Source organism: Streptomyces sp. NPDC028907, from assembly GCF_055564995.1.
The window spans coordinates 39,521-65,870 of sequence record NZ_JBVHVE010000010.1 but is presented as its reverse complement, the minus strand read 5'-3'; the positions used below and the strand labels follow the sequence as shown (position 1 = coordinate 65,870).

At 73.0% G+C, this 26,350-nt stretch carries 26 protein-coding genes; 6 read left to right on the top strand and 20 right to left on the bottom strand.

What is annotated here, in order from left to right; genetic code table 11:
• Positions 1-28 precede the first annotated feature (28 nt).
• Complete coding sequence (locus ACZ4UU_RS28645; protein WP_471906247.1) at positions 29-529, bottom strand: DUF488 family protein, N3 subclade; 501 nt, start codon at positions 527-529, stop codon at positions 29-31.
• A 206-nt stretch (positions 530-735) separates the two neighbouring features.
• On the opposite strand from ACZ4UU_RS28645, the gene ACZ4UU_RS28640 reads away from it, so the two are divergent.
• Together ACZ4UU_RS28640 and ACZ4UU_RS28635 are read left to right on the top strand one after the other, a co-directional pair.
• Positions 736-2,070, top strand: coding sequence for a cytochrome P450 (locus ACZ4UU_RS28640; RefSeq protein WP_471906246.1), 1,335 nt, complete (start codon positions 736-738; stop codon positions 2,068-2,070).
• 104 nt (positions 2,071-2,174) lie between these two features.
• The gene (locus ACZ4UU_RS28635; RefSeq protein WP_471906245.1) at positions 2,175-3,572 is read left to right on the top strand and encodes a M1 family metallopeptidase; all 1,398 of its coding nucleotides are present in this window, start codon (positions 2,175-2,177) and stop codon (positions 3,570-3,572) included.
• A gap of 29 nt (positions 3,573-3,601) precedes the next feature.
• Here ACZ4UU_RS28635 and ACZ4UU_RS28630 read toward each other — a convergent pair whose 3' ends face one another.
• From ACZ4UU_RS28630 to ACZ4UU_RS28570, 13 genes are all read right to left on the bottom strand, one after another.
• Positions 3,602-3,892 (bottom strand): hypothetical protein, encoded by a 291-nt coding sequence (locus ACZ4UU_RS28630; protein WP_471906244.1) that lies wholly within the window; start codon positions 3,890-3,892, stop codon positions 3,602-3,604.
• 81 nt (positions 3,893-3,973) lie between these two features.
• Positions 3,974-4,954 carry a sugar kinase gene (locus ACZ4UU_RS28625; RefSeq protein ID WP_471906243.1) on the bottom strand — a complete coding sequence of 327 codons (981 nt, stop codon included), beginning with the start codon at positions 4,952-4,954 and terminating at the stop codon, positions 3,974-3,976.
• Positions 4,951-5,844, bottom strand: a complete 894-nt coding sequence (locus ACZ4UU_RS28620) for an SMP-30/gluconolactonase/LRE family protein (RefSeq protein ID WP_471906242.1) — start codon at positions 5,842-5,844, stop codon at positions 4,951-4,953. Before ACZ4UU_RS28620 ends, ACZ4UU_RS28625 begins: the two co-directional genes overlap by 4 nt.
• Positions 5,841-6,473: a bifunctional 4-hydroxy-2-oxoglutarate aldolase/2-dehydro-3-deoxy-phosphogluconate aldolase gene (locus ACZ4UU_RS28615; protein ID WP_471906241.1), complete on the bottom strand. Its 633-nt coding sequence runs from the start codon at positions 6,471-6,473 to the stop codon at positions 5,841-5,843. Before ACZ4UU_RS28615 ends, ACZ4UU_RS28620 begins: the two co-directional genes overlap by 4 nt.
• Positions 6,464-7,321, bottom strand: coding sequence for a hypothetical protein (locus tag ACZ4UU_RS28610; protein WP_471906511.1), 858 nt, complete (start codon positions 7,319-7,321; stop codon positions 6,464-6,466). The genes ACZ4UU_RS28615 and ACZ4UU_RS28610 overlap by 10 nt, the downstream gene beginning before the upstream one ends.
• Complete coding sequence (dgoD, locus tag ACZ4UU_RS28605) at positions 7,318-8,463, bottom strand: galactonate dehydratase (protein WP_471906240.1); 1,146 nt, start codon at positions 8,461-8,463, stop codon at positions 7,318-7,320. Before dgoD ends, ACZ4UU_RS28610 begins: the two co-directional genes overlap by 4 nt.
• Positions 8,460-9,245, bottom strand: a complete 786-nt coding sequence (locus ACZ4UU_RS28600; protein ID WP_471906239.1) for a FadR/GntR family transcriptional regulator — start codon at positions 9,243-9,245, stop codon at positions 8,460-8,462. Before ACZ4UU_RS28600 ends, dgoD begins: the two co-directional genes overlap by 4 nt.
• A 43-nt stretch (positions 9,246-9,288) precedes the next feature.
• Positions 9,289-10,038, bottom strand: coding sequence for an SDR family NAD(P)-dependent oxidoreductase (locus ACZ4UU_RS28595; protein WP_471906238.1), 750 nt, complete (start codon positions 10,036-10,038; stop codon positions 9,289-9,291).
• 68 nt (positions 10,039-10,106) lie between these two features.
• Positions 10,107-12,176 (bottom strand): alpha-galactosidase, encoded by a 2,070-nt coding sequence (locus ACZ4UU_RS28590; RefSeq protein WP_471906237.1) that lies wholly within the window; start codon positions 12,174-12,176, stop codon positions 10,107-10,109.
• On the bottom strand, positions 12,173-13,021 hold the full coding sequence (locus ACZ4UU_RS28585; protein ID WP_471906236.1) for a carbohydrate ABC transporter permease: 849 nt from the start codon (positions 13,019-13,021) through the stop codon (positions 12,173-12,175). Before ACZ4UU_RS28585 ends, ACZ4UU_RS28590 begins: the two co-directional genes overlap by 4 nt.
• Positions 13,021-13,959 (bottom strand): carbohydrate ABC transporter permease, encoded by a 939-nt coding sequence (locus ACZ4UU_RS28580; protein WP_471906235.1) that lies wholly within the window; start codon positions 13,957-13,959, stop codon positions 13,021-13,023. The genes ACZ4UU_RS28585 and ACZ4UU_RS28580 overlap by 1 nt, the downstream gene beginning before the upstream one ends.
• A 1-nt stretch (position 13,960) precedes the next feature.
• On the bottom strand, positions 13,961-15,241 hold the full coding sequence (locus ACZ4UU_RS28575) for an ABC transporter substrate-binding protein (protein ID WP_471906234.1): 1,281 nt from the start codon (positions 15,239-15,241) through the stop codon (positions 13,961-13,963).
• Positions 15,242-15,316: 75 nt separating this feature from the next.
• Positions 15,317-17,428, bottom strand: coding sequence for a DUF8189 domain-containing protein (locus ACZ4UU_RS28570; protein ID WP_471906233.1), 2,112 nt, complete (start codon positions 17,426-17,428; stop codon positions 15,317-15,319).
• A gap of 294 nt (positions 17,429-17,722) precedes the next feature.
• Between ACZ4UU_RS28570 and ACZ4UU_RS28565 the strand changes: the two genes are divergently transcribed.
• Together ACZ4UU_RS28565 and ACZ4UU_RS28560 are read left to right on the top strand one after the other, a co-directional pair.
• Positions 17,723-18,883 (top strand): S1 family peptidase, encoded by a 1,161-nt coding sequence (locus tag ACZ4UU_RS28565; protein ID WP_471906232.1) that lies wholly within the window; start codon positions 17,723-17,725, stop codon positions 18,881-18,883.
• A 100-nt stretch (positions 18,884-18,983) separates the two neighbouring features.
• The gene (locus ACZ4UU_RS28560; RefSeq protein WP_471906231.1) at positions 18,984-19,313 is read left to right on the top strand and encodes an antibiotic biosynthesis monooxygenase family protein; all 330 of its coding nucleotides are present in this window, start codon (positions 18,984-18,986) and stop codon (positions 19,311-19,313) included.
• 31 nt (positions 19,314-19,344) lie between these two features.
• Here the strand turns inward: ACZ4UU_RS28560 and ACZ4UU_RS28555 are convergent, their stop codons facing one another.
• Positions 19,345-20,136, bottom strand: a complete 792-nt coding sequence (locus tag ACZ4UU_RS28555; RefSeq protein WP_471906230.1) for a DUF817 domain-containing protein — start codon at positions 20,134-20,136, stop codon at positions 19,345-19,347.
• Between the two features lie 117 nt (positions 20,137-20,253).
• Here ACZ4UU_RS28555 and ACZ4UU_RS28550 point away from each other — a divergent pair, with 117 nt between their 5' ends.
• Positions 20,254-21,180 carry a GNAT family N-acetyltransferase gene (locus ACZ4UU_RS28550; protein WP_471906229.1) on the top strand — a complete coding sequence of 309 codons (927 nt, stop codon included), beginning with the start codon at positions 20,254-20,256 and terminating at the stop codon, positions 21,178-21,180.
• A gap of 109 nt (positions 21,181-21,289) precedes the next feature.
• A complete protein-coding gene (locus ACZ4UU_RS28545) occupies positions 21,290-21,760 on the top strand; it encodes a MarR family winged helix-turn-helix transcriptional regulator (RefSeq protein WP_471906228.1) in 471 nt (156 codons plus the stop codon).
• Here ACZ4UU_RS28545 and ACZ4UU_RS28540 read toward each other — a convergent pair.
• From ACZ4UU_RS28540 to ACZ4UU_RS28520, 5 genes are read right to left on the bottom strand one after another with little or no spacing between them, the layout of a single operon-like run.
• Positions 21,730-23,472 carry a PP2C family protein-serine/threonine phosphatase gene (locus ACZ4UU_RS28540; protein ID WP_471906227.1) on the bottom strand — a complete coding sequence of 581 codons (1,743 nt, stop codon included), beginning with the start codon at positions 23,470-23,472 and terminating at the stop codon, positions 21,730-21,732. The two genes, ACZ4UU_RS28545 and ACZ4UU_RS28540, sit on opposite strands and share 31 nt — an antisense overlap.
• Entirely contained in the window at positions 23,469-24,542 is a 1,074-nt protein-coding gene (locus tag ACZ4UU_RS28535) for an ATP-binding SpoIIE family protein phosphatase (protein ID WP_471906510.1), read from the bottom strand. The genes ACZ4UU_RS28540 and ACZ4UU_RS28535 overlap by 4 nt, the downstream gene beginning before the upstream one ends.
• Entirely contained in the window at positions 24,542-24,985 is a 444-nt protein-coding gene (locus tag ACZ4UU_RS28530; RefSeq protein WP_471906226.1) for an anti-sigma regulatory factor, read from the bottom strand. The genes ACZ4UU_RS28535 and ACZ4UU_RS28530 overlap by 1 nt, the downstream gene beginning before the upstream one ends.
• Positions 24,982-25,404, bottom strand: a complete 423-nt coding sequence (locus ACZ4UU_RS28525) for an STAS domain-containing protein (RefSeq protein WP_471906225.1) — start codon at positions 25,402-25,404, stop codon at positions 24,982-24,984. Before ACZ4UU_RS28525 ends, ACZ4UU_RS28530 begins: the two co-directional genes overlap by 4 nt.
• Positions 25,401-26,294 (bottom strand): STAS domain-containing protein, encoded by an 894-nt coding sequence (locus tag ACZ4UU_RS28520; RefSeq protein WP_471906224.1) that lies wholly within the window; start codon positions 26,292-26,294, stop codon positions 25,401-25,403. Before ACZ4UU_RS28520 ends, ACZ4UU_RS28525 begins: the two co-directional genes overlap by 4 nt.
• Between the last annotated feature and the right edge of the window lie 56 nt (positions 26,295-26,350).

Here is a 26,350-nt window from a genome sequence, read left to right as displayed (position 1 = left end):
CTGCCCGTCCCGGTCTCCGATACGTCCGTCACGAGGGGCGCAGGTGCTCGATCGTGACGCCGTGCTCCTCGGCCAGCCGCCGGGCGATCAATGAGCGGTGGCATGCCTCCGGGTCACGCTCGACACAGAACAGCGCCGCGTTCCCGTCCCGCGGCAGCGCCGACACGATGGGCGTGAGGTCGGCGCCGTCGAGGATCTCGGCGGTGTAGCGGTGCGCGTACTCGGCGGCGAGCTCGCGGCGCGAGCGCTTGCCGACCCCTTGGCGGTCGTCCTCGGCGTACTGGAGCCGGCGCAGTTCGGTGGTCGGGGCGAGCTCGGGGTGGTGCTCGTAGGCGATCGCGGCCTGGTCGAGGGCCCGCTGCAACCGCAGTGAGTTCGCCCAGGCGTACTCGGGACCGCGGACACCGCGGCGCTGACGTACGTCGAGCAGGAGCCGGACGTCCGCGTGCCGCAGCTCGCGCAGGAAGGACTCGCGGTCGAAGCCGTAGACGCCGATCGTCATGATGCCGAGGCGGCGCGCTCGCGTCATGCGTCGGCGCTCCCCGCGAGCTCGACCGGCGTTCGTTGCACGCCACATCAGCTTCCTTCGAGTCCTCGGCGCCCAGGCACCCTCCCACAAATCATGACATCCTCGGCCGCAGTCGCCGAGAGTGACTCCGTGTGCCCTCTCCCGTACAGTCCGTGGCATCCGCGCCCGGTCGCGGCCAAGCCCAACGGCTCACCTGGAGAAGAGACATGGACACCGAAGCCGGCCTCGGCGCCCTCCCGCACGTTCCCGGCGCGGGAGGGCCGGTTCCCGAAGCCGAGCCCGGGATCGTGGCGCGATGGCGTTCGGGGGGAGATGGCGAACTGGTGGAGTTGCTGGCGCAGGTGCGCGCTGCGGTCGGCGGCGTCGCCGCGTTCCGACTCGGGCCGGTGCCCACCGTGCTCGTCACCGATCCGACAGCCGTCCAGCATGTACTCGCCCGCTTCCCGGACCGGTACGTCAAGCGCTCCCACCGTGCCCGGCTGCTGATCGGCGACGGGGTCATGGCGGCCACCGGTGCGGCGTGGAAGCGGCAACGCCGGTTGCTGCAAGGGCAGTTCACCGGTACCGGGATGCGTCGCTACGAGCAGCGGATCACGGCGGCCGCCCGCACCACCGCCGAGCGCTGGGACGGGTACGCCCGCACCGGTCAGGTTCTCGACGTCGGCCGGGAGATGCACCGCTTCGCGCTCGACGCCATCTGGCGCTCCCTGACCGGGCACCCCCTGGACGAGGAGACCGAGCATGAACTGGCAGCTGTGGAGGCTGTGGCGGCGGCCGTACCGACCCTGCCCGCCGACGTCGCCGACGCCCGCGACGCCGTGGCCGCCGATCTCGCCCGGATCGACGCGGTCGCCCGGCGCGCCGTCGAAGCGGCCCGCAGCGGTGTGGCCGGCCCGGACGGCCCGGGTCTGGTGCATGTTCTGACCGACGCCGCCACCGAACGCCCCGAGTACACCGACGGGCTGATCCGCGACGAGTTGGTCACGCTGCTCGCGGCCGGGCACGAGACCAGTGCGACCACTCTGACCTGGCTCCATCTGCTCCTCGACCGGCATCCCACCGCGCGCGAACAGGCCCTCGCCGCCGGCGGCGAGGGTTCACCGGAACGCCGCCAGGCGATCCAGGCACTGATCCACGAGACGCTCCGCCTCTACCCGTCGGCCTGGATCCTGCCCCGCCACGCCGCCGAGGACGACACCCTGGCCGGGTACCTTGTCGAGGCCGGCACCGACATCCTCGTGTGCCCGTACCTCACGCATCGCGACCCCGAACTGTGGCCGGACCCCGAGCACTTCGACCCCCGGCGCTTCACCGCCCCGGACGGCCGGCCCGCACACCCGGGGGCCTACTTCCCCTTCGGCATCGGCCCCCGCGCCTGCCTCGGTCTCCAGTTCGCGCTCCGCGAGTCGACCGTCCTGCTGGAACACCTGCTGCCGTTCCACGTCCCCGAGTTCGCCGCCACCCCCACGAAGGCGGAGTACGGCATCACGGTCCGCCCCGCAGGACCCACCCCCGCGACCCTGGCCCCACTGCCCGCCTGACCCGGCCGCGTAGTTCCGCTCCAGTGGCTTTCCGCCGGCGCCGTACCTTGCCGTGGCCGCCGTTCTGCCAACGCGCCCCACCCGTTGTGGCAGTATCCGCTGTCATGCCGTCACTGTCCGCATGGTCGTCAAGTTCCGTCAGGCGTCTGCTGGTTGTCCTGCTCGCCGTGCTCCTGGCGCAGAGCGCCGGCGGTCCGGACGCTGTCTCGGCACCGACGGCCCGCGCCGCGTCCGCCCCGGCCGCGACACCCGACCGGCCGCGCTACGACGTGACGCTGCGCGGCGACGCGGACGGCTCTCGCTGGACGGGCCGGCAGCGTGTGTCGTTCCGCAACGCCTCCGATCACCCGCTGCGTGAGGTGTACGTACGCCTGTGGGGCAACGGTGCGGACAAGTGCGGCGCGCCCGGGACGCCGCCGCCCGTGAAGGTGTCCAAGGTCGCCGGGGGCACCGCTGGCCCGCTCACCGTCGACTGCACGGCGCTGCGGATCGCCCTGCCGAAGCCGCTCGCGCGGGGTGAGCGGTCCGCCGTCGCCTTCGACGTGTCCCTCACGGTGCCGCAGCGCAACAGCCGCTTCGGCCGCGAGGGCGCCTTCCGCTTCCTGGGCAACGCCCTGCCCGTGCTCGCCGTGCACGACGCCGCCGGCTGGCACCTCGATCCGTATGTGTCGACCGGAGAGAGCTTCTACGCGCTGGCGAGCGACTTCCGGGTGGCGCTCGACCACCCCGCCGCCCTCGAGGTCCCGGCGACCGGCCGCACCTGGACCCGGCCCGCCGCGCCCGGCCGTAGCCGCACGCTCAGCGTCGCGCACCGGGTGAGGGACTTCGCCTGGGCCGCGGGTCCGTTCCGAACGGCCACCGAGACCACGCCCGGCGGCGTGCGGGTGAGGTCGTACTGGGCGCCGGACACGTCCGCGGCCGGGGTGCGTCTCACCCGTCAGGACGGCGCCGCCGCCGTCGACCGGTTCGGCGAGGAGTTCGGGCGCTACCCGTACGGAGAGATCGACCTGGTGATGACCAGCGGGTTCGGCGGCGGCATGGAGTACCCCGGCCTGGTCCTCCTCGGCACCACCGAGGAAGGCGGTGCGGTCGTCCACGAGGTCGCCCACCAGTGGTGGTACGGCATCGTCGGCAACGACGAGTACGGCGCGCCCTGGCTGGACGAGAGCTTCGCCCAGTACGCCAACGCGCGCTTCTACGGCTGGGACACCCGCGAGTGCTGGTCGGAGGTCGAGTGGCCGAGCGACCGTACGGCGCTGACCGCCTCCATGGCCTACTGGGCCGCGCACCCGGGCGAGTACCACTTGATCTACACGGCCGGCCCCTGCGCCCTCGCGGACCTGGAGCGCACGCTCGGCGCGGGCACCATGGCCCGGCTCCTGAAGCGGTACGCCGCGGACCACTGGTACGGCGTCTCCACCACCGCCGCGTTCAAGCAGGCCGCACAGTCCGTGACCGGGAAGGATCTCGGTCCGTTCTGGAAGCGGCACCGGATCCGGTGATCCGGACCAGGCTCTTCCCGTCCGCTCCGCTACGCCCCGGCGCCACCCGTCTCGACATGCCGGGCGGCCTTGCGCACCTGCTCCTCGACATCGCTGCGCGACTCGCCCCGCGTCCGCGCGTACTCGACCAGCGCGACCTGTGCCTCCCGGGCGAGATCGCGCCAGGCGCGCAGGGCCGTGTTGTACGTCTCGGTCTGCCGCGCACTCCAGCCGCCTCGCTGGGTGGGCGACCCGTACATGCGTCGCAGATCCTCCACGCGCGTGTGCGCCTGTTCGGCGGCACGCTCCTTCTGCACCAGCTCTTCGAAGATAGTCGTCACACAAATGGAGCATAGGCGGGCAAATCACCTCTCGCGCGCGGAGTGGGCGGCGGGCTCGGGCCGATGTCGGCACGGCCGCCCTCACCGAGCCCGCTCCCTCCACTCCCGGGGCGGGAGCGCGAGCAGTGCCTCCTGCTCCCGTCGGCCCGGCAACGGGCCGTGGTCTCCGGTCACTTGGAGGGCGGAGGCGGCGGTGATGTGGCCCAGACGGAGGGCCCTGGCAGCGGGTTCGCCCCGCAGCAGCCCGGCGAGGAAACCGGCCGCGAAGGCGTCGCCTGCGCCGACGGGCTCCACGACGGTCGTGCGCGGAGCCGGCACCGAGCGCACGCCCTCGTCGCTGAACGCGGTCGCGGCGTTCGCCCCGTCCTTGACGACGAGGACGCGTGGGCCGGGGAGCTGTGCCCGTACGTCCGCGGGCGTCAGGTTCCCGCCCCACAGGGCCTGCGCCTCGTCCAGGCCGACGAAGGCGATGTCGGCCCGGTCCGCCAGTTCCCGCAGCACGCTCGGGGCCGATCCGTCCGGCCAGAGCGCGGCACGGTGGTTGACGTCGAAGCTCACCGCGTACGGGCGTGCGCCGGTCTCGGCGGTCAGTGCCCGGGTCACCAGCCGACGGCACGACTCGGACAGCGCGGGCGTGATGCCGGTCAGGTGCAGCAGCGCGGCCGTGCTCACGGGCTCCCCGTCGAGTGCCTCGGGGCCGAGTGCGGAGGCGGCCGAGCCGCTCCTGTAGTAGTGCACGCGGGTCCCGGCCGGGCCCGGGTCCTTCACCAGCAGGCCGGTCGGACGGCCGGGGTCCGTGCGCACGTGGGACACGTCGACTCCGGCGGCGGCGACGGCGGTGCGGACACGGTGACCCAGGGGGTCGTCGCCGAGCGCGGAGAGCCAGGCGACGGGGACGCCGTGGTCGGCGAGGTACATGGCGACGTTCGACTCGGCTCCCGCCACCGCCAGCCGCAGGTGGGCCGCGTTCAGCAGGGTGCTCGGTGGGTCGGGGGCCAGGGCCGCCATGGTCTCGCCGATGCAGACGACCGGGCCCGCCGCGGGGCGCCAGGGGCCGGTCATGCCGGAGCTCCGACGGACGAGGAGCGCCGGGCGGCGTCCAGCCGGCAGGCGGGCGTCGGGGTGCCCGGCACGTCCACCCGGGCGGTGAACAGGGCGCCGTCGTCGGGGCCCGGTACGGCCTGCCCGACGCGGGCGCTGGTGACGTACAGGACGTCGTGGGCGAGGCACACCCCGGCGGGCTGCCGTGCGGGCAGCCGCAGCGTGCGGTCGAGCGTGCCGTCCTCCCGGTAGCGGCGTACGGTGCCGGTGCCCCAGACGGCGATCCACACGGCGCCCTCGACGTCGACCGCCATGCCGTCGGGACTGCCGTCGCGGATCGTCACGAACTCCTCGGGTGCGCCGAGGTCGGCGGTCACGGGGTCGACGGGATGGCGCCGGACCACGCCCCGGGCGCTGTCGGCCAGATACATGTGGCCGCCGTCGGGAGTGAACGCGGGTCCGTTGGGCACGGTGACGCCCTCCAGTACGCGTACGACGCCGCCGTCCCGGTCGAGGCGGTACAGGGAACCCGCGCCTTCGTCGGCGTCGTAGGCCATGCTGCCGGCCCAGAACCGGCCGAACGGGTCGGCGACGGCGTCGTTCATGCGCATCCGGGTCGGGGCGTCCTCCTCGGGCCGGGCCAGCCAGTCGACCGTGCCGTCGGAGCGCAGCAGGCAGATGCCGGTGCCCGCGGCCGCGACCCAGGTGCCGGCGTGACCGGCCAGGGGTGCCACGGCGCCCAGCGGGACGGAGAGCCGGGCCAGGGTAGTCAGGGGTGCGTCCGGGGCGTCCGGCACCGACAGGAGCCGGCCGGCGAGGATGTCGACGAGGACGACGCCGGAGCCGGTCCAGCGGACGCCCTCGCCCAGTTCGAGACGGTCGGGGTGGACCGGGCGCAGGTCGGCGGTCACGGCGTCGCCTCCGCGACGACCGTGCGGAACAGGCGGGCGCGTTCCCTGAGGGCGGCGACACTGCCGCCGTCCGCGGCGTCGCCGACGAGGGGGGACCCGACGCCGACCGCGAGCGCTCCGGCCGCGAGGCAGGCGCGGGCCGCGTCGGCGTCGATGCCGCCGACCGGGACGAACGGGGCGCCGGGGAACGGGCCGCGCAGGGCCTTGAGGTAGGCCGCTCCCCCGGCCTGGGCGATCGGGAAGACCTTCAGCGCGGCGACGCCCAGGGCGCGGGCCGCGATGATCTCGGTCGGGGTCAGCACCCCGGCGAGGACCGGCATGCCCAGCCCCTGCGCCGTGGTGACGCCGTCGCCGAGCCCCGGGGTGACCGCGAAGTCGGCTCCGGCGCGCCGGGCGGCGCGGGCGTCGTCGGCGGTCAGTACGGTGCCGGCACCGAGGGGGCGGTCGGGGCCGAGAGCGTGGCGGGCGCGTTCGATGACGGAGAGGGCGTCGGGGGCGGCGAGTGACACCTCGATCAGTTCGATGCCCTCCTCGGCCAGGGCCAGCACGGTGCGCAGCGCGGCGTCGGGGTCGTCGCCGCGCACGATCGCGACCAGGCGGTGGGTGGCCAGCGCGGCTGTCAGGTCCACGGACGGTGCTCCTTCGGTGCGGGGGGCGCGGGGCAGCGGCAGGTCGCGGTAAGGGCGAGCCGCCAGCGGACCTCGCCGGACGCCGGTACGCGCGCGGCGTCGTCGGGGCCCGCGTCGGCGAGATCGAAGACGCGGCCGAGCATGGGCTCCACGCCCGTGCTCCGGTAGGGGTGCGGGCGGGGGTGGCCGCCGAGGTTGCGCCACAGGGCGGTCGATACAGGTTGTCCGTCGGCCCGCAGTTCCAGGGCCAGTCGGTCGCGGCCGTCGTGGACGCAGCACCGCGGTGTGTCGACGACGGCGCCGACCGCGGTGCCGTCGTCGGGGCCGAGCCGGTCGAGGGGCAGTCCGTGGGGCGTGGGCCACGGGCCGGTGATCCAGGGCGCTCCGGTGGGCCAGGTCGTGCCGAGGAGCGGGGCGGCCTCGGGGAACAGACGGGTGGGTGCGCCCGGGGTCATGTGCAGGGTGGCGTGCCGGGAGAGGTCGAGCAGGGCGTGCGCGGCCCAGACGAAGCGGAAGCCGGGCCGTGCGGTGAGGGTGTAGTCGACCTGGGCGTCGTCGGCCGTGGTGCGGATGGACCGTGCGAGAGTGAAGGACTCTCCCCGGACGTGTTCCGTTCCGTCGGTCCCCCGGGTCCAGGGGCGTGACCAGGCCTCTCCGTGGTCGGGGCGGCCGCGGACGGTGGGGACGCACTCCTCCAGTCCGCCCGCGTCCACGAACGCGTCGCCCGGCACGGCCGTGTCCCGTTCCGGCGCCGGGCGGTGCCACAGCCACTCGCGGCCCGCCGAGCGCAGGGACGTCCAACGGCCGCCGTGCGCGGGGTCGGTGGTGATGTGCGGCACCGCCGTCACCACTCGGCGAAGGAGTCGTCGGTGTGCCGCCAGACCGGGTTGCGCCAGGCGTGTCCGGCGCGGTCGGCGGCGCGTACGGCCGTCTCGTCGAGGGTGATACCGAGGCCGGGGGCGTCGTTGCGAGGCGCGTGGCCGTCGACGAAGCGGAACGGGGCGGGGTCGGCGAGGTAGGACAGCAGGTCGGCTTCCTTGTTGTAGTGGATGCCGCGGCTCTGTTCCTGGATCAGGAAGTTCGGGGTGGCGAACGCGATCTGGAGGCTGGCGGCCAGCGCGATCGGGCCGAGCGGGCAGTGCGGGGCGAGCTGGGCGCCGTAGGTGTCGGCGAGGGAGGCGATGCGGTGGACCTCGGAGATCCCGCCGGCGTGGGACAGGTCGGGCTGGGCGACGGCGACACCGGCGGCGAGGACGGGCAGGAACTCGGCGCGCGAGTACAGCCGTTCGCCGGTCGCGAGGGGCACCGGGCTCGCGGCGACCAGGCCGGGCAGCAGATGGCCGTGTTCGGGAACGACGGGTTCCTCCACGAACAGCGGGTGCAGCGGGGCCAGTTCGGCCAGGACGCGGCGGGCGCTCGCGGCGGTGAAGCGGCCGTGGAAGTCGACGGCGACGTCGCGGTGCGGGCCCAGCACCTCACGGGCGGCGGCCACGCGGGCGACGACGGCCTCCGACTCGGCCGCGGTGGCGATCGGTGACGTGGCTCCGGCGGCGTTCATCTTCACCGCGGTGAAACCGGCCTCCACCTGGGCGGCGATCTGTTCGGTGAGCTCGGCGGGTTCGTCGCCGCCGACCCAGGCGTAGACGCGGACGCGTTCGCGTACGGGTCCGCCCAGCAGGGCGTGCACCGGGGCGCCGTAGGTCTTGCCCGCGATGTCCCACAGGGCCTGGTCGAGGCCGGCGACGGCGCTGGAGAGGACGGGGCCGCCGCGGTAGAAGCCGCCCTTGGTGAGCACCTGCCAGTGGTCCTGGATGCGCAGCGGGTCCTGGCCGACGAGGTACTCGGCGAGCACGTCCACGGCGGCGCGGACCACCTCGGCCCGTCCCTCGACGACGGGTTCGCCCCAGCCGACCACGCCGTCGTCGGTCTCGACCCGGCAGAACAGCCAGCGCGGCGGAACCAGGAAGGTTTCTATGCGAGTGATCTTCACTTGCCGCCGGTGCCTTTCGCGTCGTCGGAACCCGGATCGTCGGAGCTCGGATCGTCGGAACCCGGGACGTCCGGACCGTCGATCCGGTCCAGGTCGCGTCCGGCCTGGACGAGCAGGGCGCGCATCGCCGTCTCCGCGGCCTGCGGGTCCTGTTCGCGCACGGCGTCCAGGACGGCGCGGTGGGCCGGTACGGGGTCCTCGCTGTGCGGGTGGCTGTGGACGATGCGGTCGCGGTGGGCGAGGCCCGGCTCGATGACCATCTCCATGCGCTGGAGCAGCTCGTTGTGGGTGGCGGACAGCAGGGCGCGGTGGAAGGCGAGGTCGGCCGCCACGGCCTGCCCCGGGTCGGTGCCCTGCTCCCCCATCGCCTCCAGTGCCGCTTCCAGGGCCGCCAGGTCGGTGTCGGTGCGGCGCTCGGCGGCCAGGCGTACGGCGGCCGGTTCGACGATGGCGCGTACTTCGGCGAGGTTGCGCAGCAGGGTGCGGTCCGCGTCGGTGGCGAGGTCGGCGCCCTCGAACTGCCAGCGCAGTACGTCGGCGTCGAGCAGGTTCCAGTCGGCGCGGGCTCTGACGAAGGTGCCGCGTTTCTGACGGGCGTCGACCATGCCCTTGGCGGCGAGCACCTTCAGGGACTCGCGCAGGGCGGTGAGACTGACGTCCAGCTCGCTCTGGAGCGCCACCAGGTCGAGCGTGGCGCCCTCGGGGATCCGGCCGCCCAGGATGCGGCGGGCGAGGGCCTCCACGGTCTGGCCGTGCACGCCGCGGCGGGCGTAGGGCGTCATGTCGTACAGCCTTTCTGCTGAGGGTGGTGTTGCGGGGTGCGGGTCATGCCGAGGCCTTCACGACGCTCCAGCCCCCGTCCACGACCAGGCTCGTACCGGTGATGAAGGCGGCCTCGTCCGCGCTCAGGAACGCGATCGCCGCGGCCACCTCCTGGGGGGTGCCGAACCGGCGGGCCGCGGTCCCGGCGACGCTGCGCTCGCGTTCCTCGGGCGGCACTCCGTCCCACGCGGCGGTGAGGACGGGGCCCGGCAGCACGGCGTTGACGCGGACCTTGGGTCCGTACTCGACGGCGAGCTGCCCGCACAGGGACAGCAGGGCGCCCTTGGACGCGGCGTAGGCGGGGTGTCCGGGGATGCCCGCGCGGGCGTGGACGGACGAGGTCAGCACCGCTGCGCCGCGCCGGGCGCGCAGATCGGCCAGCGCCGCGCGGAAGCCGAGGAACGCGGCGGTGACGTTGACGGAGAGCTGCCGTTGCCAGGACTCCAGGCTCAGCTCGTGCGCCGGAGCCACCTCGACGGTGTAGGCGTTGCTGACGAGGACGTCCACGGGCCCGAAGTCGCGGGCGGCGGCCAGGATCCGGCGCCAGTCGTCCTCGGCCGCCACGTCGGCCCGCACGAACCGCGCCCGGCCGCCGCCCGCCGTGATCCGCTCGGCGACGGCCGTGCCGTGCTCCTGTGCCAGGTCGGCGAGCACGACGGCGGCTCCCTCCTCGGCCAGGCGTACGGCGGTGGCGGCGCCGATGCCGGAGGCCGCGCCGGTGACCACGGCCGTGCGGCCGGTGAAGCGGTCCATCGTGGGGTCGACTCCTTCGTGAGCGTCGTTCTCGGACGGGGACAGGCCGTGCGGGCAACATATGCGGGTCACTGACGTGTCAGCACCACCAGGTCCGCATCATGATCGGCGCTCCAGGCGAACGGCAGCCCGTGGTGCAGCAGATGGGCTCCGCCGTACGTCGTCCCGGTGGCCGTGTCCCGGTAGCGCGCCGCCGGGTCCAGCCCGCGCAGCCGGAGCCGGTCGGGCCGTCCGGGCAGGAGCGGTGCGCCGTCGAGGCGTCCGGTACTCAGCGCGGTGACGACCGTGCGGTCTCCGGCGTCGTACTGCACCCCGCAGGTGGTGTCGGCCGGGGAGCCGAGCAGCCGGGCCTCACCGTGGTGGACGACCTCGCGCACCTCCTTGTAGCGGGCGATCCACCGCGCGGCCTCGGCCCGCTGCTCCGGCGTCCAGACGCGCAGGTCGGCGCCGATGCCGAGCACCCCGCACATGGCGTTCACGAAGCGGAAGGCCAGACTGCGCGGGCGTGGGTCGAAGACGCCGGGGGCGTCGGTGACCCAGGAGCTCATGACGTGCGGCGCGTGGGCGTGCAGGAAGCCGTACTGGACGGTGAGCCGGTCCAGCGGGGCGGTGTTGTCGCTGGGCCAGACGACGTCGGTGCGGGCCAGCGTGGCGTGGTCGATGCGCGCGCCGCCGCCCGCGCAGCCCTCGACGGTGACGTCGGGGTGGGCGGCGCGCAGGTGGTCCAGGACGCGCAGGTATCCGGCGACGTGCTCGGCGTCCAGGTCGACGGGCCCCGCACCGGGGCGGCCGCGTTCGGTGGGCGGCCGGTTCATGTCCCACTTGAGGTAGCCGATGTCGTACGTCCCGAGGAGCCGGTCCAGCGTGCCGATCACGAAGTCCTGGACGTCGGGGCGGCCGAGGTCGAGCAGGAGCTGGTTGCGGACGAGGCGGGCGGGCCGGCCGTCGACGCGGTAGACCCAGTCGGGGTGCTCGGCGTGCAGGCGGCTGCCGGGGCTGACCGCCTCGGGCTCGACCCATAGCCCGAAGTCCAGGCCCAGGCCGCGTACGTCGGCTGTGAACCGGTCGAAGCCCTGCGGGAAGGCCGCCGGATCCGGGTACCAGTCACCCAGCCCCCCGGTGTCGTCGCCGCGCCCGGTGAACCAGCCGTCGTCGACGACGAACAGCTCGGCGCCGATCTCCGCGGCCGCCTTGGCCAGTTCGAGCTGTGCGGAGGCCTCGACGTCGAAGCCGGTGGCCTCCCAGGAGTTGTAGAGGACCTTGCGGGTGCGGTTCAGGCGGTCGCCGGCGAGGTGGCGGTCGTAGCGGTGCCAGACGCGGGAGAGCCCGTCGAGTCCGTCCGGGCTGAACGCGCAGGCGAGACGGGGCGTGGTCAGGGCGGTGCCGGGGGCCAGGAGCACCGCGCCCTGGTGCGGCACCCGCCCGGCCCGTACCCGGAGCGCGCCGCCGGGTTCCGCTTCGGCGGTGATGTGCCAGTTGCCGGACCACTCCAGGGCGACACCGTAGGCGGGGGCGTCGTCGCTCGTGCCGTCCTGCACGGCGAGCCAGGGGACGTAGGCGTGTCCGGGGACGCCTTGCAGGCTCCCGATGCCGAACGTGCCTCTGGCCAGGTCGATCCGGGTGCGCTGGAACTCCTGCGACCACTGTCCGCACAGGTACGTCAGCCGGGCGGCGCCGGTGACCGGAACGTTCACGGCGGCCGAGTCGAGCCGCTCCAGGTGGAGTTCCGCCGTGGAGGTGTGCTCGGTCCAGCGCAGGATCACGTCGGTGCCCGGCACCGTCTCGTAGCAGAGGACCGTGCGCAGGCCGAGCACGTCGTCGGTGAAGGCGAGCCGCAGGGTGCCCGCTGTCTCCTCGGCTCCGTCGAACTCCCACCACACGCCCCGCTCGCCGCCCGGCCGCGAGACGACGAGTTCGGAGCCGGTGAACGGCCGCAGCCCGTACGGCAGGTACTCGGCGGGCGCGGCGTCCGCGGGCGTGATGAAGTGCGTGCGCCGCGACCAGTCGAGGGCGGAGGGGCCGTCCTCGACGCCGAGCGGCCCCCAGGCGTCGAGTTCGGCCCACGGTCCGTCCGGGGAGAGGCGGACGGTGTAGCTGGTGCGGTCGGTGCGCAGGGTCCAGCGCCGGTACGGGGTCATTTCACCGCTCCCAGGTTGAGCCCGGCCACGAAGTGCCGCTGGAACCGGAGGAACACGGCCACGGTGGGGGCGGCGGCGATGACCGATCCGGCGGCGATCACGTTCCACATCGACACGTACTGCCCCTGAAGTCCGATGAGCGCGGCCGTGATCGGCATCTTGGTGTCGCTGCGCAGCACGGTGATCGCCCACAGCAGGTCGTTGAAGATCCAGGTGAACGACAGGGCGCTCAGCGCGGCGAGCGCGGGCCGGGTCAGCGGCAGGATGATCCGCCGGAAGATCTGCCACGGTCCGGCGCCGTCGACGACCGCCGCCTGCTGGATCTCCGCCGGGATGGCCCGCATGAACCCGTGGAGCACGAAGACGTAGAAGCCGACGCCGAAGCCGATCTGTACGCCGATCAGCGCGGGCAGGGTGTCGTGGACTCCCATGAGCTCGCTGAGCTTGGAGACGGGGATGAGCAGGATCTGCGGCGGCAGCAGGTTGCCGCCGAGCATGAGCAGCAACAGGGAGCGGCGCAGGGGCAGTTCGTAGCGGCTGAGGGCGAAAGCGGCCATGGCGGCGAGGGCCAGGGTGACAAGGACGCACGGGACGGTGACGATCAGACTGTTGATCAGGGCACGCTGCTGGCCGCCGTCGACCCAGGCCAGCCGGAAGTTGTCGAGGGTGAAGGAATGGGGCCGGCTGCCCAGCCCGTTGGCGGCGATGTCGTCGAAGGAGCGCAGGCTGGTCACCAGGACCAGGACGATGGGCAGCAGCCACAGCACGGCCAGGGCGCCCGCGCCGAGATGGAATCCGGCGGTCGCGGCCCGCCTGCGCCGCACGGCCGTGGAGTTCGCCGACATCAGTCGGCCTCCCGGAAGGCACGCACCAGATAGGAGGCGATGACGCCGAACGCCAGCAGGAAGATGACGACGGCGAGGGCGGAGCCGTATCCGAGCCGCAGGGACTGGAAAGCGGTCGAGTACATGTAGGTGCTCAGCAGTTCGGAGGAGTGGTAGGGGCCGCCGCGGGTCAGCGACCACACGACGTCGAAGGAGCGCAGCGAGTCGATGACGATGACCGACACGACGACCGCGTTGACGCTGCGGAGTTGGGGCAGGGTGACATGCCGGAAGCGTTGCCAGGCGCTCGCGCCGTCGACCTTGGCGGCCTCGTACAGGGCCGGGTCGATGCCCTTCAGTCCGGCGAGGTACAGGACCATCACATAGCCGATCTGCCGCCACAGCGCGGGCACGATGACCGCGTACAGGGCGGTGTCCTGGTCAGCCAGCCAGGCGTGCCGCAGGCTGCCCAGGCCGACCGATTCGAGGAGTTGGTTGAGGACGCCGTCGGGCTGGTAGACGGCCTGCCAGACCAGGGCGGTGGCGACCAGGGAGAACACCACGGGCAGGAAGAGCGCGGCGCGGTAGATGCCGACGCCGCGCCGCTCCTGCTGGAGCAGCAGCGCGGTGGCGAGGCCGAGCAGGGCGGACAGGCCGCCGAACAGCACCAGCCACACCACCGTGTTGCCGACCGCGCCGCGGAAGACGTCGTCGCCCGCCATCTCCCGGAAGTTGTCCAGGCCGACGAACCTGGGGGCCGAGACTCCGTCCCAGCTGGTCAGGGCGAGGTAGAAGCCCTGGAGCGCCGGCCAGAACACCCATACGGTCTCGGCGAGCAGCGGGACGAGGACGAAGGCGAGCACGAGTGGTGGTGTGCGGCCACGTCCCCGGCGCCGGCCGCCACGGGACGGCGTCGGGACCGGGAGCCTGCGGTGCGGGGTGGTGGTCAGGACGGCCATCTCAGGCCTTCCAGATCTTCTCGGCGTCGCGCTGCCAGTCGGTGAGGATGCTCCCGATCTCCTTGGGCCTGGCGAGGAACTTGGTCAGCGCGGTGTCGGCGGTGGGCTGGAGGGCGTCGCTGGAGTCGCGGTTGAAGAACTGGGTGATCTCGGCCGCCTCCTCGATGTGCCGGCGGCCCTTCTTCACCAGCGGGGTGCCGGAGTCCTCGGCGTCCGGGTGGCAGGGCAGGACGGTGCCGGACGATCCCTTGATGTAGATCTCCTGGGCCTCGGCGGTGGCGAGGTAGCCCAGCAGGTCGAGCACGCCGTCACGGCGCCCGGTGCGGGCGCTGGCGAAGTAGCCGTCGGTGGGGGCCTCCTCGGCGAGCGGCACCTTGGCGTCGATGACCGGGAAGCGGAAGAAGTCGATGTCGTCGAGGGCGTCCTTGGGCGCGGCGTCGGCGAAGAAGGTGCCGATCAGCATCATGCCGCTGCGGCCGTTGAGCAGCGCGGTCGTGGCGTCCTGGAAGGCGCCGGCGGTGCCGTTCGGGTCGAAGTACGGCAGCACCTCCTGCCAGCGGTCGAAGACCTTGCGGACCTCGGGGTCGTCGAAACGGTGCTGTCCGGCGAGCAGTTGACGGTGGTACTCGGCCCCGTTGATCCGGATGTCGAGGTAGTCGAACCAGGCGGAGGCCACCCAGGCGGTGTTGCCGCCGGCGCCCAGCCCGATCGGGGCGACACCCTTGCTCTTGAGCTTGTCGCACAGGTCGAGGAAGTCGTCCCAGCTCTTCGGCTCGCGCACGCCCCACTTGGCGAAGTCGGACTTCCGGTAGAACATGCCCCACCAGTAGTAGGTGGTGGGGACGAAGACCTTCTTGCCGGAGCTCGCGGTGCACAGCGTGTGCAGCGCCTTGGAGTAGCCCTTCAGTTCGGGCCCGTCCCAGAGCTCGCCGAGGTCGAGCAGCAGGTCCTTCTTCGCGTAGGCGTCGGCGACCGAGCCCGGGTACCAGGTGTACACGTCCGGCGGGTTGGCGGAGGTCAGATACGTCGGCAGCTGGGTGCGGAAGGTCTCCGCGGCGACCGTGTTGAGGCTGACGCCGCCCTTCTTGCCGTAGGCGGCGACGATGTCCTCCATCGCCGCCTTGGCCTGCGGTGCGGACAAGTTGGACTGGAGGGTCACCGCGCCCTCGGAGGAGGTCTTCGAGGAGGAGGTCGAGGTGACGCAGCCGCTGAGCAGCGCGGTCGTCCCGGCGGCGCCGAGTCCCGCGAGGAAGCGCCGTCGGCTGGGCTGAGGGTTCGTCATGGAGGCTCCCTGTGGGTCCGCGCGGCGGATCCAGGTTCGCGTGGCGCTCCCGCCACGTCAAGATTAATTACTAATTTATTTGAACTGGGTCCGGTGGACGCCCCCGTCAACCCCGCGGAACACCACATCGACCACCCCGTCGCCGTGCGCCGCGACCGCCCCGAGCGCACCCTCGAAGGCGGCACCGGGGAACTCATGCCGCTTCATCCAGCCCTGCCAGGCGCCGCCCTCGTAGCGCTGCTGCCAGAGCGTGTAGTCACCGGCACGCGCGTACAGCACGACGGCATCCCCCACGGCGACGAGCGTCGGACTGCCGCTCACGGTCCCGCCGAGCGAACTCCACCCCGACCACTCCCCCGACGCCTCCCGCACCCGCGTCCACACGTCGTCCGCCGAGGTGCGCACGGCGACATGCACGCGCCCCTGCGCGTCGACGACGGCGGACGGTCTGCCGTAGGTGGGCCGGTCGCCCGGCGCCCCCAGCGACGTCCAGCCGGACACCGGCCCGCGCCGCACGATCCGTCCGTCCGCCCCGCGCGCGAGGAGGGTCCAGTGCTCGGGGTCCGTGAACGCCACGGACGGCGCGTCGGTGACCTGCCCGCCCAGGCTCTGCCAGCGACCCCACCGCCCGTCGGCGAACACCCGGCGGTGGACACGGGAGTCGGCGCCGCGCACGAAGACGTCGATACGGCCGCCGTCGGAGGCGTAGGCGGCGGGCTGGCCGAGGATCCGGCCCCCCACCGGGCCGCCGAGGTCCTTCGCACGCGATGCGCCACCGCCGTCCGCGGCCGCCGTGTGCTGGAGAAGGTTCCCGCGCGGGCCGCGGAAGAACGTGGTGAGCGTGTCACCGGCGCGCACCACGGCAGGGCTCGCGGTGGCCCTCTCGCCCAGGCTCGTGCCGGGCAACGCGTCCTCGCCGGTGAGCTTCAGGAACGCGGTGCCGTGGGCGGGGACCTCGACGGTGTACGACCCGGTGTGCGTGCCCCGGTCGGCGCGGGCCCGCAGGTCGCGCACCTCGACCTGCCCGCCCAGGCCCGCGTCGGCGAAGTTCACCGTGCGCCGGACCGGCTTGTCGGAGCGGTTGAGCAGGACGACCGCGCGTCTGCCGTGCCCCGAGAGGACCTTGCTGTAGACGTCGCCCTCGGAGTCCGTGGCCACGCGGACGCCCTGGACGGCGAGCGGGTCCTGGTCGACAGCGATGATCTCAGGGTTGCGCAGGGTCCTGATCATCGACGCGGACAGGGTACGGGGGTCGGAGCCGAGGACGAGCGGCGAGGCCATCTCGGCCCACATCACGAACTGGGTGGTGGACTCCTCCTCGGTCAGCTCCAGCGCGCCGTCGGTCATGCGGCGCATGGGGATGAGGTAGTCGGGGTCGTTGTAGTGGCCGGGCCCCTGGGCCTCGGGGTGCCAGGCGTTGGCGTCCATGTTGCGCAGTACGTTGGGCCACTGGCCCGGGCTGGGTGTGCCCCAGGCGATGTCGGTCCCGGTGCGCCAGGAGTCCGCGATGGTGGGGGCGTAGGCGTAGGTGTTGTGCGCGTCCTGCTCGGGCGTGTGCGGCAGGCCCCAGTCGTCGGTGAGCGGGTTGCACAGGTTGAGCAGCATCCGACGGCCGGACTTGGCGACGGCATCACTGAACTCCTTGAAGGCGGGCCCCGGATCGAGCTTCGCGCCGATGCCGCACAGGAAGTCGACCTTGATGGCGTCGATCTTCCACTCGGCGAACTGCCGTGCGTCCTCGTCGTAGTGGCCCCGGCTGCCGAGCCCGCAGGTCTTCCCGCCGTCATAGGCGCCGGCGTCCGTGTAGATGCCGGCCTTGAGTCCGCGCCGGTGGAGGTAGGAGACCAGGGCCGGGATGCCGGACGGGAAGCGGTCGGGATGGGCCGTCAACCGCCCTTGTGCGTCACGGGGGTTGTCGGCCTGCCAGCCGCCGTCCAGCCAGACGATGTCGTAGCCGCTGTCCCGCAGGCCGCTGCCGACGAGCTTGTCGGCGACGGCGCGGACCTCCTTCTCGGTGGGCGCGCCGAGCCCGTAGTAGGTGTTCCAGCCCATGTACGGCGTCGGCGCGAGCCCGCTGTCGTAGTAGGCCGGCGCACCCTGGTCCACGGCGGTGCCGACCGGGGCGGCCGGGGTCGCGGACGCGGTCAGGACCACGGAGATCGCGGTCGTGAGAGCGAGTGAAGTCACGTGCCTCTCCCGGAGGGTTGGGAAGCATCAGGAGTGACGCGGGCCGCTCGGGCGGGGCCCTCGACGTCACGGCGAAGACTGTTGCGTGAGGCCGGAACCCTGTCAATATTAATTACTAATTTAAAGAAACATGGCATTGCCGTCGACTCGCCGAGATCGACAGTCACGGCACCCGCGGTATTGGTATGGACCTGACACGCCGTCGTCGCTATGCTCTGCCCGACCCCGAATGAGAGCGCTCTCAGATTGCGGTTGTTCCACCCCACCTTGTTGGAACGACGAAGGGCAACTCCCTTGAGACGCAAGCGCATCAGACTCACGTACGCCGCTGTCGCCGCGCTCCTCGTGTGCGGCGGCTGGACCGCGGGCGGCACCGGATCTGCCGCGGCGAGCGACAGCGACCCCGCCTCGCCACCCGCCTCCGCCGGCCTGCTGCACGCGATGCAGCGAGACCTCGGCCTGACGAAACCGCAGGCCGAGGCACGGCTGGCCGCGGAACGCGCCGCCACGGAACTCGCCCCGCAGGCACGCGACGCCGCCGGATCCGCCTACGGCGGCGCGTGGTTCGACGCGCGCAGCGAGCGGCTCACCGTGGCGGTCACGTCGGACGCCCCGCCCGCGACCGTACGAAAGCTCCGCGCCACCGGAGCGACCGTGCGCACCGTCGAGCACAGCGCGCGTGAACTGGACACGGCCAAGGCGCGCATCGACCGGCTCCCCGCGCCGTCGGGCGTGAGCAGCTGGCACGTCGATCCGGTGGCCAACTCGGTCGTCGTGAACGTCGTCCACGACCGGCGCGCCGACAACGATGTCCGACGCTTCGTCTCCGGCGCCCGAGCGGCCGGTCCCGTCACCGTACGGACGGTCACCGCCGCCCCGCGCACCTTCGCCGCCGGAACCGTCGGCGGCGACCCCTACTACACCGGCAACGTCCGCTGCTCCATCGGCTTCTCGGTGCACGGCGGCTTCATCACCGCCGGGCACTGCGGTGGGCAAGGTGCCGCTGTCCGGGGCTGGGACGGCACGCACATCGGAACGTTCCAGGGCTCCTCGTTCCCGGGCAACGACTACGCCTGGGTGAGCGTCGGCAGCGGCTGGTGGACGGTGCCGGTGGTCCTCGGCTGGGGCACGGTACCCGACCGCCTGGTGCGCGGCTCTGCCGAGGCGCCAGTCGGCGCCTCCATATGCCGGTCCGGCTCCACGACGCACTGGCACTGCGGCACCGTGCTGGCCAAGAACGAGACGGTCAACTACAGCCAGGGCGCGGTGCACCAGATGACCAAGACCAGCGTCTGCGCCGAACCCGGCGACTCCGGGGGCTCCTTCATCAGCGGCGACCAGGCGCAAGGGGTCACCTCGGGCGGCTGGGGCAACTGCTCCGGCGGCGGCGAGACGTGGTTCCAGCCCGTCAACGAGATCCTCGGCCGCTACGGGCTGGCCCTGCACACGGCCTGACCCGCGCACCGGGGGCGGTCCGGGTGGTGACCGGTGCCGGACCGCTCCCTCGCACGAGCCGCCGCGCGTGGGCCGGCGGACGTGCGGCAGGATGAGCACCATGAGCGTAGTCAAGATCAACGTACTGACCGTGCCCGCCGAGCAGCGCGAGACGCTGGAGAAGCGCTTCGCCTCGCGTGCGCACGCCGTGGAGGGCTCCGACGGGTTCGAGTGGTTCGAACTCCTGCGTCCGGTCGAGGGCACCGACACCTACCTCGTGTACACGCGGTGGCGTGACGAGGAGTCGTTCCAGGCCTGGATGGAGGGTCCGATGAAGTCGGCCCACCAGGGCGGTGGCGAGGGCGCCGGCGAGCGTCCCAAGCCGGCGGCGAGCGGGTCGACCCTGTGGTCGTTCGAGGTCGTGCAGTCGGCGGGACCGAAGAGCGCGTAGCGGTGAGCGGCGGGGGCCCGTCCCCCGCCGCTCACTCGGTCCCGGTGCGACGCGACCGGGCGACGGCCGCCAGGACGAACGTGACGCTGATCAGCAGGGACCAGGCGCCGAACTTCTCCACGCCGACGGGCTGCCAGCCGTCGAGCTGGTAGGGGTAGCGCCAGGCGCCGACATAGGTGGCGAGGTTCTCCGCGATCCAGAGGAAGAAGCCGATCAGGACGAACGACAGCGCCAGGGGCATCCGCCGACGCACGCCGCGCACCGTGAAGCGCACGGACGAGCCCGCCGTGACGGCGAGGAGCACTGCGGCCAGGAGCCAGCGTGCGTCGGGCAGCCAGTGGTGGCTGAAGAAGTTCACGTAGATGGCGGCGGCGACCACGGCCGTCGACCGCGGCCGGTACCGGACCAGCTCAAGGTCGAACAGGCGCCAGGCGCGGCAGACGTAGCTGCCGACAGCGGCGTACAGGAACCCGCCGTACAGCGGGACGCCCGCGAACTTCAGTACGGCGGGTTCCGGATAGCTCCACGAGCCGAGGGACACCTTCACCAGTTCGAAGGCCAGGCCGATGACGTGACAGACCGCGATGACGGCTATGTCCCGCCCGTTCTCCCAGCCGCGCATCCAGAACAGCAGCGTCAGCAGGACCCCGTAGACGACGAGCAGGTCATAGCGGGCCACCGGCAGGCCGGGCAGCAGGGTGGAGGCCGCCACGCCGGCCATCAGGGCGATGGCGAAGGCGCAGGACCGGGTCTGTGTCCACGCGAAATCGAACAGCTGGCGCACTGATGCCGCCAGGGGACCGGGGATGCTTGCGGTGACCATGATCCCAAGGACGAGCCCGTGGCGCTCCCGGTTGCCTCCGGCGCCGACCCGGTGGCCCTGACCTGCTGAGCGGAAATCCCGTTGCGGCCGTGTGGCCCTCCCCCGGACCCTGGGCGCATGCCTTACGTCCTTCGCCCGGCCGGCCCCACCGACGCGGCCGCCGTCACCGAACTGCTCAACGAGGTCGACCGGATCGAGATCGGCCGGCCCGAGACCGACCTGCACTCCGTGGAGGCCGATCTGTCGCGGCCCGACATCGCGCTGGACCTCGACTCGTGGCTGGCCTTCGACGGCGAACGGCTGGTGGCCTACGGCCTGTTGTGGGACGAGTCGGGCGGTGAGCGCGTCGACGTCGACCACTATGTGCTGCCCGACCACCAGCGGGCCGGGGAGCTGGTCTTCGACGCGATCGAGGCCCGCGCCCTGGACAAGGCCCGTGCGAACGGCGCGTCCAGGGCGGTGGTGCATCTGCACCTCAACACGGAGCCCACGCTCGACACCCGGCTGATCGAGGAGCGCGGCTGGTCCGTCGTACGCCGCTATCACGTGCTGCGACGGCCGCTGGACGCCGCCCGGGACCTCGCGCCGACAGTCCCGCCGGGCATACGACTGCGGCCCTGCACCGAGGAGGCGGACCGGGCGCGCGTCCACGCGCTGTACCAGTCGAGCTTCGCCCAGCACTTCGACTTCCAGCCGCGTACCTACGAGCAGTGGCTGCACGACGTCGACGCGGACCGGCTCGACTGGTCGCTGGTGTGGATCGCCGCCACGGCGGACCTGGGGGACGTCGGTTTCCTGCTCGCCCGCGACGACCGGGAGGCGATGGGGTGGATCCGCAGCATCGGTGTGGTGCGTGAGGGGCGCGGACTGGGCCTCGGTGGTCTGCTGCTGCGGCACGCCTTCGCCGCCTTCGCCGCGCGCGGACGCGACACCGTGGGACTCGGGGTGGACACCGCCAACGCCACGGGGGCTCCGGCCCTGTACGCCCGGCACGGCATGACGGTCCACTACGCCGTCGACACCTGGGAGACGGTCGTGAAGTGACCGGGGAAGGGCCGGCGCTCGTCGCGCCTGTGTAGTCTCCGTCGCTTCGGGTAGGCCCTTGCACTGATGGGCCCCAGGCCGGAGTCGACCGAGAGAGAAGTGTCGGGCCATGTGCCGCGAACCGGATCCCGAGATCCCCTCCGACCTCGCCTCCGACGACGTCGGCCCGCAGGTCGTCGAGGCCGTGGAGAGCCTGGTGACGCTCTGGTTCACGGCAGTCGAGGAGGTCCGGCCGCGCCTGCCGCCGCGCCAGCTGCGCGCCTTGCGTGCCGTCAGCCGTCGGCCCGCGCTCAACCTGACCGCCCTGGCCGAGCAGCTGCGCATCGGGCTGCCCACCGCCAGCCGGCTCTGCGACCGCCTCGAAGCCGCCGGACTGCTACGGCGCCGTGCACGCCCCGGCAACCGGCGCGAGGTGCACCTGGAGGTCACGGCCGAGGGACGGCGGTGCCTGGCCGACGTCGCCGAGCGGGTCTCCCTGCGTCTGGCCGTCGCCTTGGACGACCTGCCGCCCGCGCGACGCGCGCGGCTGACGCAGATGCTGCGCGCCTTTCACGAGGGAGGTCCTCCCGCCGACCCATAGCTGCTGTGCACATGGCACAGCAGGAGGCACACGTCGTCGTCGTGTTCGGAGTCGTGCAGCAGCGGATGCAGGAGCCGGTCGGCGGACGTCTCCAGTTCCTCGGCGAGTTCGGCCGGGCGAAAGCCGCCCAGTTCCTCGGCGAGGCGGTGGATACCGGGGTCGATCCCCTGGGCGCGGCGTTCCACCAGCCCGTCGGTGTAGAGCGCCAGTGTCGATCCGGGTGGGAGCGGCGCCGTGTGGTCGCGGATCTCCTGTTTCAGCGGGATGCCCAGCATGGCGCCGGGCTTGGCGTCGAGGGTGTGCACCTGGCCGTCGGGGGTGCGCAGCACGGGCGGCGGATGGCCGGCGGCGGCCCAGGTGAGCGTGGGGTCGTGGGGGTGGAAGCGCGCGATGACGGCGGTGGCGTAGAGGTCGAGACGCAGCCGGTGCAGGAAGAGATGCAGTCGGGTCAGGAGCTCGCCGGGGCTGCTGCCGTCGACGGCGTAGGCGCGCAGGGCGGTGCGCAGTTGGCTCATCATCACCGCGGCGTGCAGCCCGTGTCCGGTGACGTCCCCGATGACGGTGATCAGGCTGCCGTCGGGCTGGCGGAAGGCGTCGTACCAGTCTCCGCCGATGTTCAGACCCCGGGTGGCCGGGAGGTAGCGGGCGGCCAGGGTCAGGCCCGGTGTCGTGGGCAGTTCGGTGAGCAGGGCGCGCTGCAGGGTCTCGGCGATGTCCCGGTTGTGTTCGAAGCGTCTGGCGTTCTCCAGGGCGATGCTGGCCCGTCGGGTCAGTTCGATCAGCATGACGGCGTCGTCCGCGTCCCAGCGTTCGTCGGGCGGCGACAGGGTGAGGACGCCCTGCGAGGCCCGCCGGGAGAGCAGGGGGATGCACAGCAGGGGCCGGCCGGGGGCGATGGCCGAGGGCGGCTGGTCGTCGACGCCGGGCAGGCCGCCGGGGTGGTCGGCGGCGTACTGGGGCCGGCCGCGGCGGGCGGCGAGGACGGCCGCGGCCGGGTGCGGGCCGCCGCGCAGCGCGTCGTCCACGTCGTCGAACAGCCAGACGTCGACGCTGCGCGCGTATCTCGGCACCAGCAGGGCGGGCAGCAGCCGCACGATGGCCTCGTGGTTGAGGGAGGCCGTCAGCGCGGCGCTGGCGTCGGCCAGGAAGGTCAGCCGGCCGCGGGCGTTCTCCGCCTCCCTGCGGGCCTGCTGCTCGGCGTCGAAGAGCTCGCGCTGGGCACGTCCCGCGGCGTCCAGCTCGGCGTGGAGTGCCAGTACGCCCTGGTTGGTCTGGTGGAGTTCCTCGCGGTGGAAGGCGACCAGCCCTTCCTGTTCGTCGAGCCGGTCCAGCAGCAGGGCCGCGTCCTCGTCGGCGCCGAACAGGGCCTCGGCCAGTGTCGCCGGGTCGTCTGCGGCGGGCTCGACGGCGGCGAGGTGCGCGTCCTCGGCGCAGGGGACGGAGGCACGCCACGGGGGTTGCCGGTCGTCCGGGCGCCGCTTCGCCGAGACCACCTCGATGCCGAGGACGCCACCGGCGGACGACACGGTCGTCTCCGCTTCCACCCGCCACTCACCGCCCTTGGTGAGGCACTGTCGCAGCTGTGCGGTGAGCGCGGCCACCAGACGCGTGCGTTCGACGGGCGGCACGGCGCACGCGGCGGCCAGCCGCGCCGTGGCGATGCGTGCCCGGGCGGCGTCGGTGATGGTGCGGACGTACCAGGTGCGGGTCATGAGGTGCCGTCCGGGGGCCAGGGGCTCAGAACGGCGACGGCGGTGTCGTCGCGGACCGGCCGGGCGGGGCTGCTGGCGTCCCGCACGATCGTCGCGGCGATCACCGCTGGATCGAGGGGCGCCGGGGCGCCGGCGGCCGGGCCGGGACTCCAGCGGCTCGGCAGGCCGTCGCTGTGCAGGATCAGGAGGCTGTCGTCCGTCCAGTCGGCCCGGTGCTGCGGGAGGTGCGTGGGGAGGTGTGCGCCGACGATGCCGGGCCGGGAGACCAGCCCCTGCCAGCTGTCGCCGCGCCGCAGCCGGGCGCCCACATTGCCGACCCCCGCGAAGGACAACTGCCCGGCGGTGATGTCGAGTTGAGCCACGGAGACGGCCGCTCCCCTGGTGTCGCGCAGGGCGCTGTTCAGGCGCCGCAGCAGATCCGCCGGCGTCAGGTGGGGGACGCGGCGCAGTTCCTCCACCGCGGCGGAGGAGGCGCGGGCCGCGAGGGGGCCGTGGCCGAGGCCGTCGGCCAGCAGCAGCGTCACGCGGTCGGCCGTCCGCACGCAGGCCCAGGCGTCGCCGGAGAACTCCCCGCCCGCGAGGGGGATGTTGACTCCGCCGGCCCGCACCGCGAGCGGCGCGCAATGGGGACCCGTGGTGTCACGGGGCGGGCGGGAGGCGATCCTGGCCATGACGATCGTGCCCCGCCCGGGCGCGCTGTGCAGACCGAAGTCGTCGGCCGTACGCAGACAGGTGCCGAGGCCGGCGCCCAGGGTGGCGGTGGTCGAGTAGCCGTCGCGCAGGGCCGCGGCGGTGTCGGGCATGCCGGGCCCGTGGTCGACGGCCACGATCTGCACCAGGGCGCCGCGCTCGTCGCCGTAGGCCGGAGCGCCCGGTCCGACGAGGTCGAGCAGGATCCGGCCGCCACCGGCGTGCTTGAGCAGATTGGTGGCGAGTTCGGTGGTCACGAGCTCGGCGGCGGCGACCCGGTCCTCGCCAAGGCCGGCGTGCCGGGCCGCGGCCCCGGCCGCCACGCGTACGTCACGCACCCGGGTCGAGTCGTGCACGGGCACCTCCCAGACGCGCGGCATCAGGGCGCCTCGCGCGGGCCGGGCGGCCGGGAGATCCATGACGTCACCGTAACGGTGGTGCCGCCGCCGCGACGAGTGTCGATGGAGAAGTCGTGGACCAGGCGCCGGGCACCGCCCAGGCCCATCCCCAGTCCGTCACCGGAGGTGTAGCCGTCGCTCAGGGCCTGGTCCAGATCCCCGATGCCGGGGCCCTGGTCGCTGAAGACGAGCCGCACTCCCCGCACCCCGCCGCTGGTCACGGCCGTGCACTCCATCTGGCCGCCGCCGCCGTGGACGAGGGCGTTGCGGGCCAGTTCACTGGCCGCGGTGACGAGTTTGGTCTGCTCCACCAGACCGAACCCGAGTTGGGCGGTCAGCTGCCGCACATGCTGCCGTACCCGCACCAGATCGAGGTCCGAGTGGATCGGCAGGCAGGCGGAGACACTGCCGGTGCTGTGGGTCACGGGCGCTCCCCGCGGGCTCGCCCGCCACGGGGCGGCACCGACACCTCGGCCCCGAGCAGCCGCAGGGCGTCCTCGGTGGTCAGGGCGGTACGCAGGCCCGGCAGGGTCAAACCGAGTTCCACCAGTGTGATGGCCACCGCCGGGCGCATCCCGGCGACCACGGTCTGGGCCGCCAGCAGCCGGGTCATGGCCGCGACGTCGCTGAGCACCCGCCCCATGAAGGAGTCGACGATCTCGACACCGGAGAGGTCGATGACCACACCGCTGACCGCGCTGTCGGAGACGGTCTCGCCGATGTCCTGCCGCAGTCGTTCCGCCGTGCTGTCGTGCAGGTCGCCCTGGAGGGTGACCAGAAGGACCCCGCCGAGCCTGAGGACGGGGACGTGGCCTTCGTGCGGGAAGGTGGCGGCACCGGTCACTGGTGCTCCCCGGCCGGGGCGGGGACGATGTGGGCGCCCTGCTGCTGAAGAGCGTAGGCGAGCGCGTCCGCGAGGCTGGCGCGGGTGAGCACCGAGCTGAGGTCGATGCCGAGGTGGACGATGGTCTGCGCGATGGCGGGCCGGATCCCGGAGACTATGCACTCCGCCCCCATCAGCCGCGCCGCCGCCACGGTCTTCATCAGATGCTGCGCGACCAGGGAGTCGACCGTGGGCACTCCGGTGATGTCCAGGATCGCGATGCGGGCGTGCTGCTCGACGACGGCGTCCAGGAGGGTCTCCATCACCACCTGGCTGCGGGCGCTGTCGAGCGTGCCGATCAGCGGTACGGCGACGATGCCTTCCCACAGCTTGATGACGGGGGTGGCGACCTCAAGGAGTTCGAGGCGCTGGCGGTTGATGAGTTCCTGCCCGGCGCTCATCGCCGTCTCCATCATGACCAGCCGCAGGGTGCCCATCAGCACGGCCAGTGCCGTCGTGCACTTGCGCACGTGCTCGGTGGGTGCCTCGGAGAGCTCGTCCAGCAGCAGGTCGTTGACGGGCGGGCGCAGCGCGTCCATCTCGGCCGAGATCTGCGCGAGGGTCGCGCCGGTGCGGGCCCGGGAATGCGCCGTACGCGCCAACTGCTCGCGCACGACCGCGAACCCGTCGGCCTCCGCGTCCTCCAGGCGTCCTGCGGCGGCAACGGCGGCGAGGGCCTCCACCACGGCCCGGCCGGCTTCCACCGCCTCGTCCCGGGAGACGGTGAACACGGTGCGGAACAGCGCCGCGTCGGCCCAGCGCTGGGCGATCTGCTCCCGGCGCCGTCGCAGGAAGGTACCGACCTCCTGCGTCGGCTTGGTCTGCTCTTCTGCCGTTTGCTGCTCCGGCACGTACTTCCCTCCTCATACGGTGTGCGCCGCCCCGACGGTACGGGGAGCGCCGGACG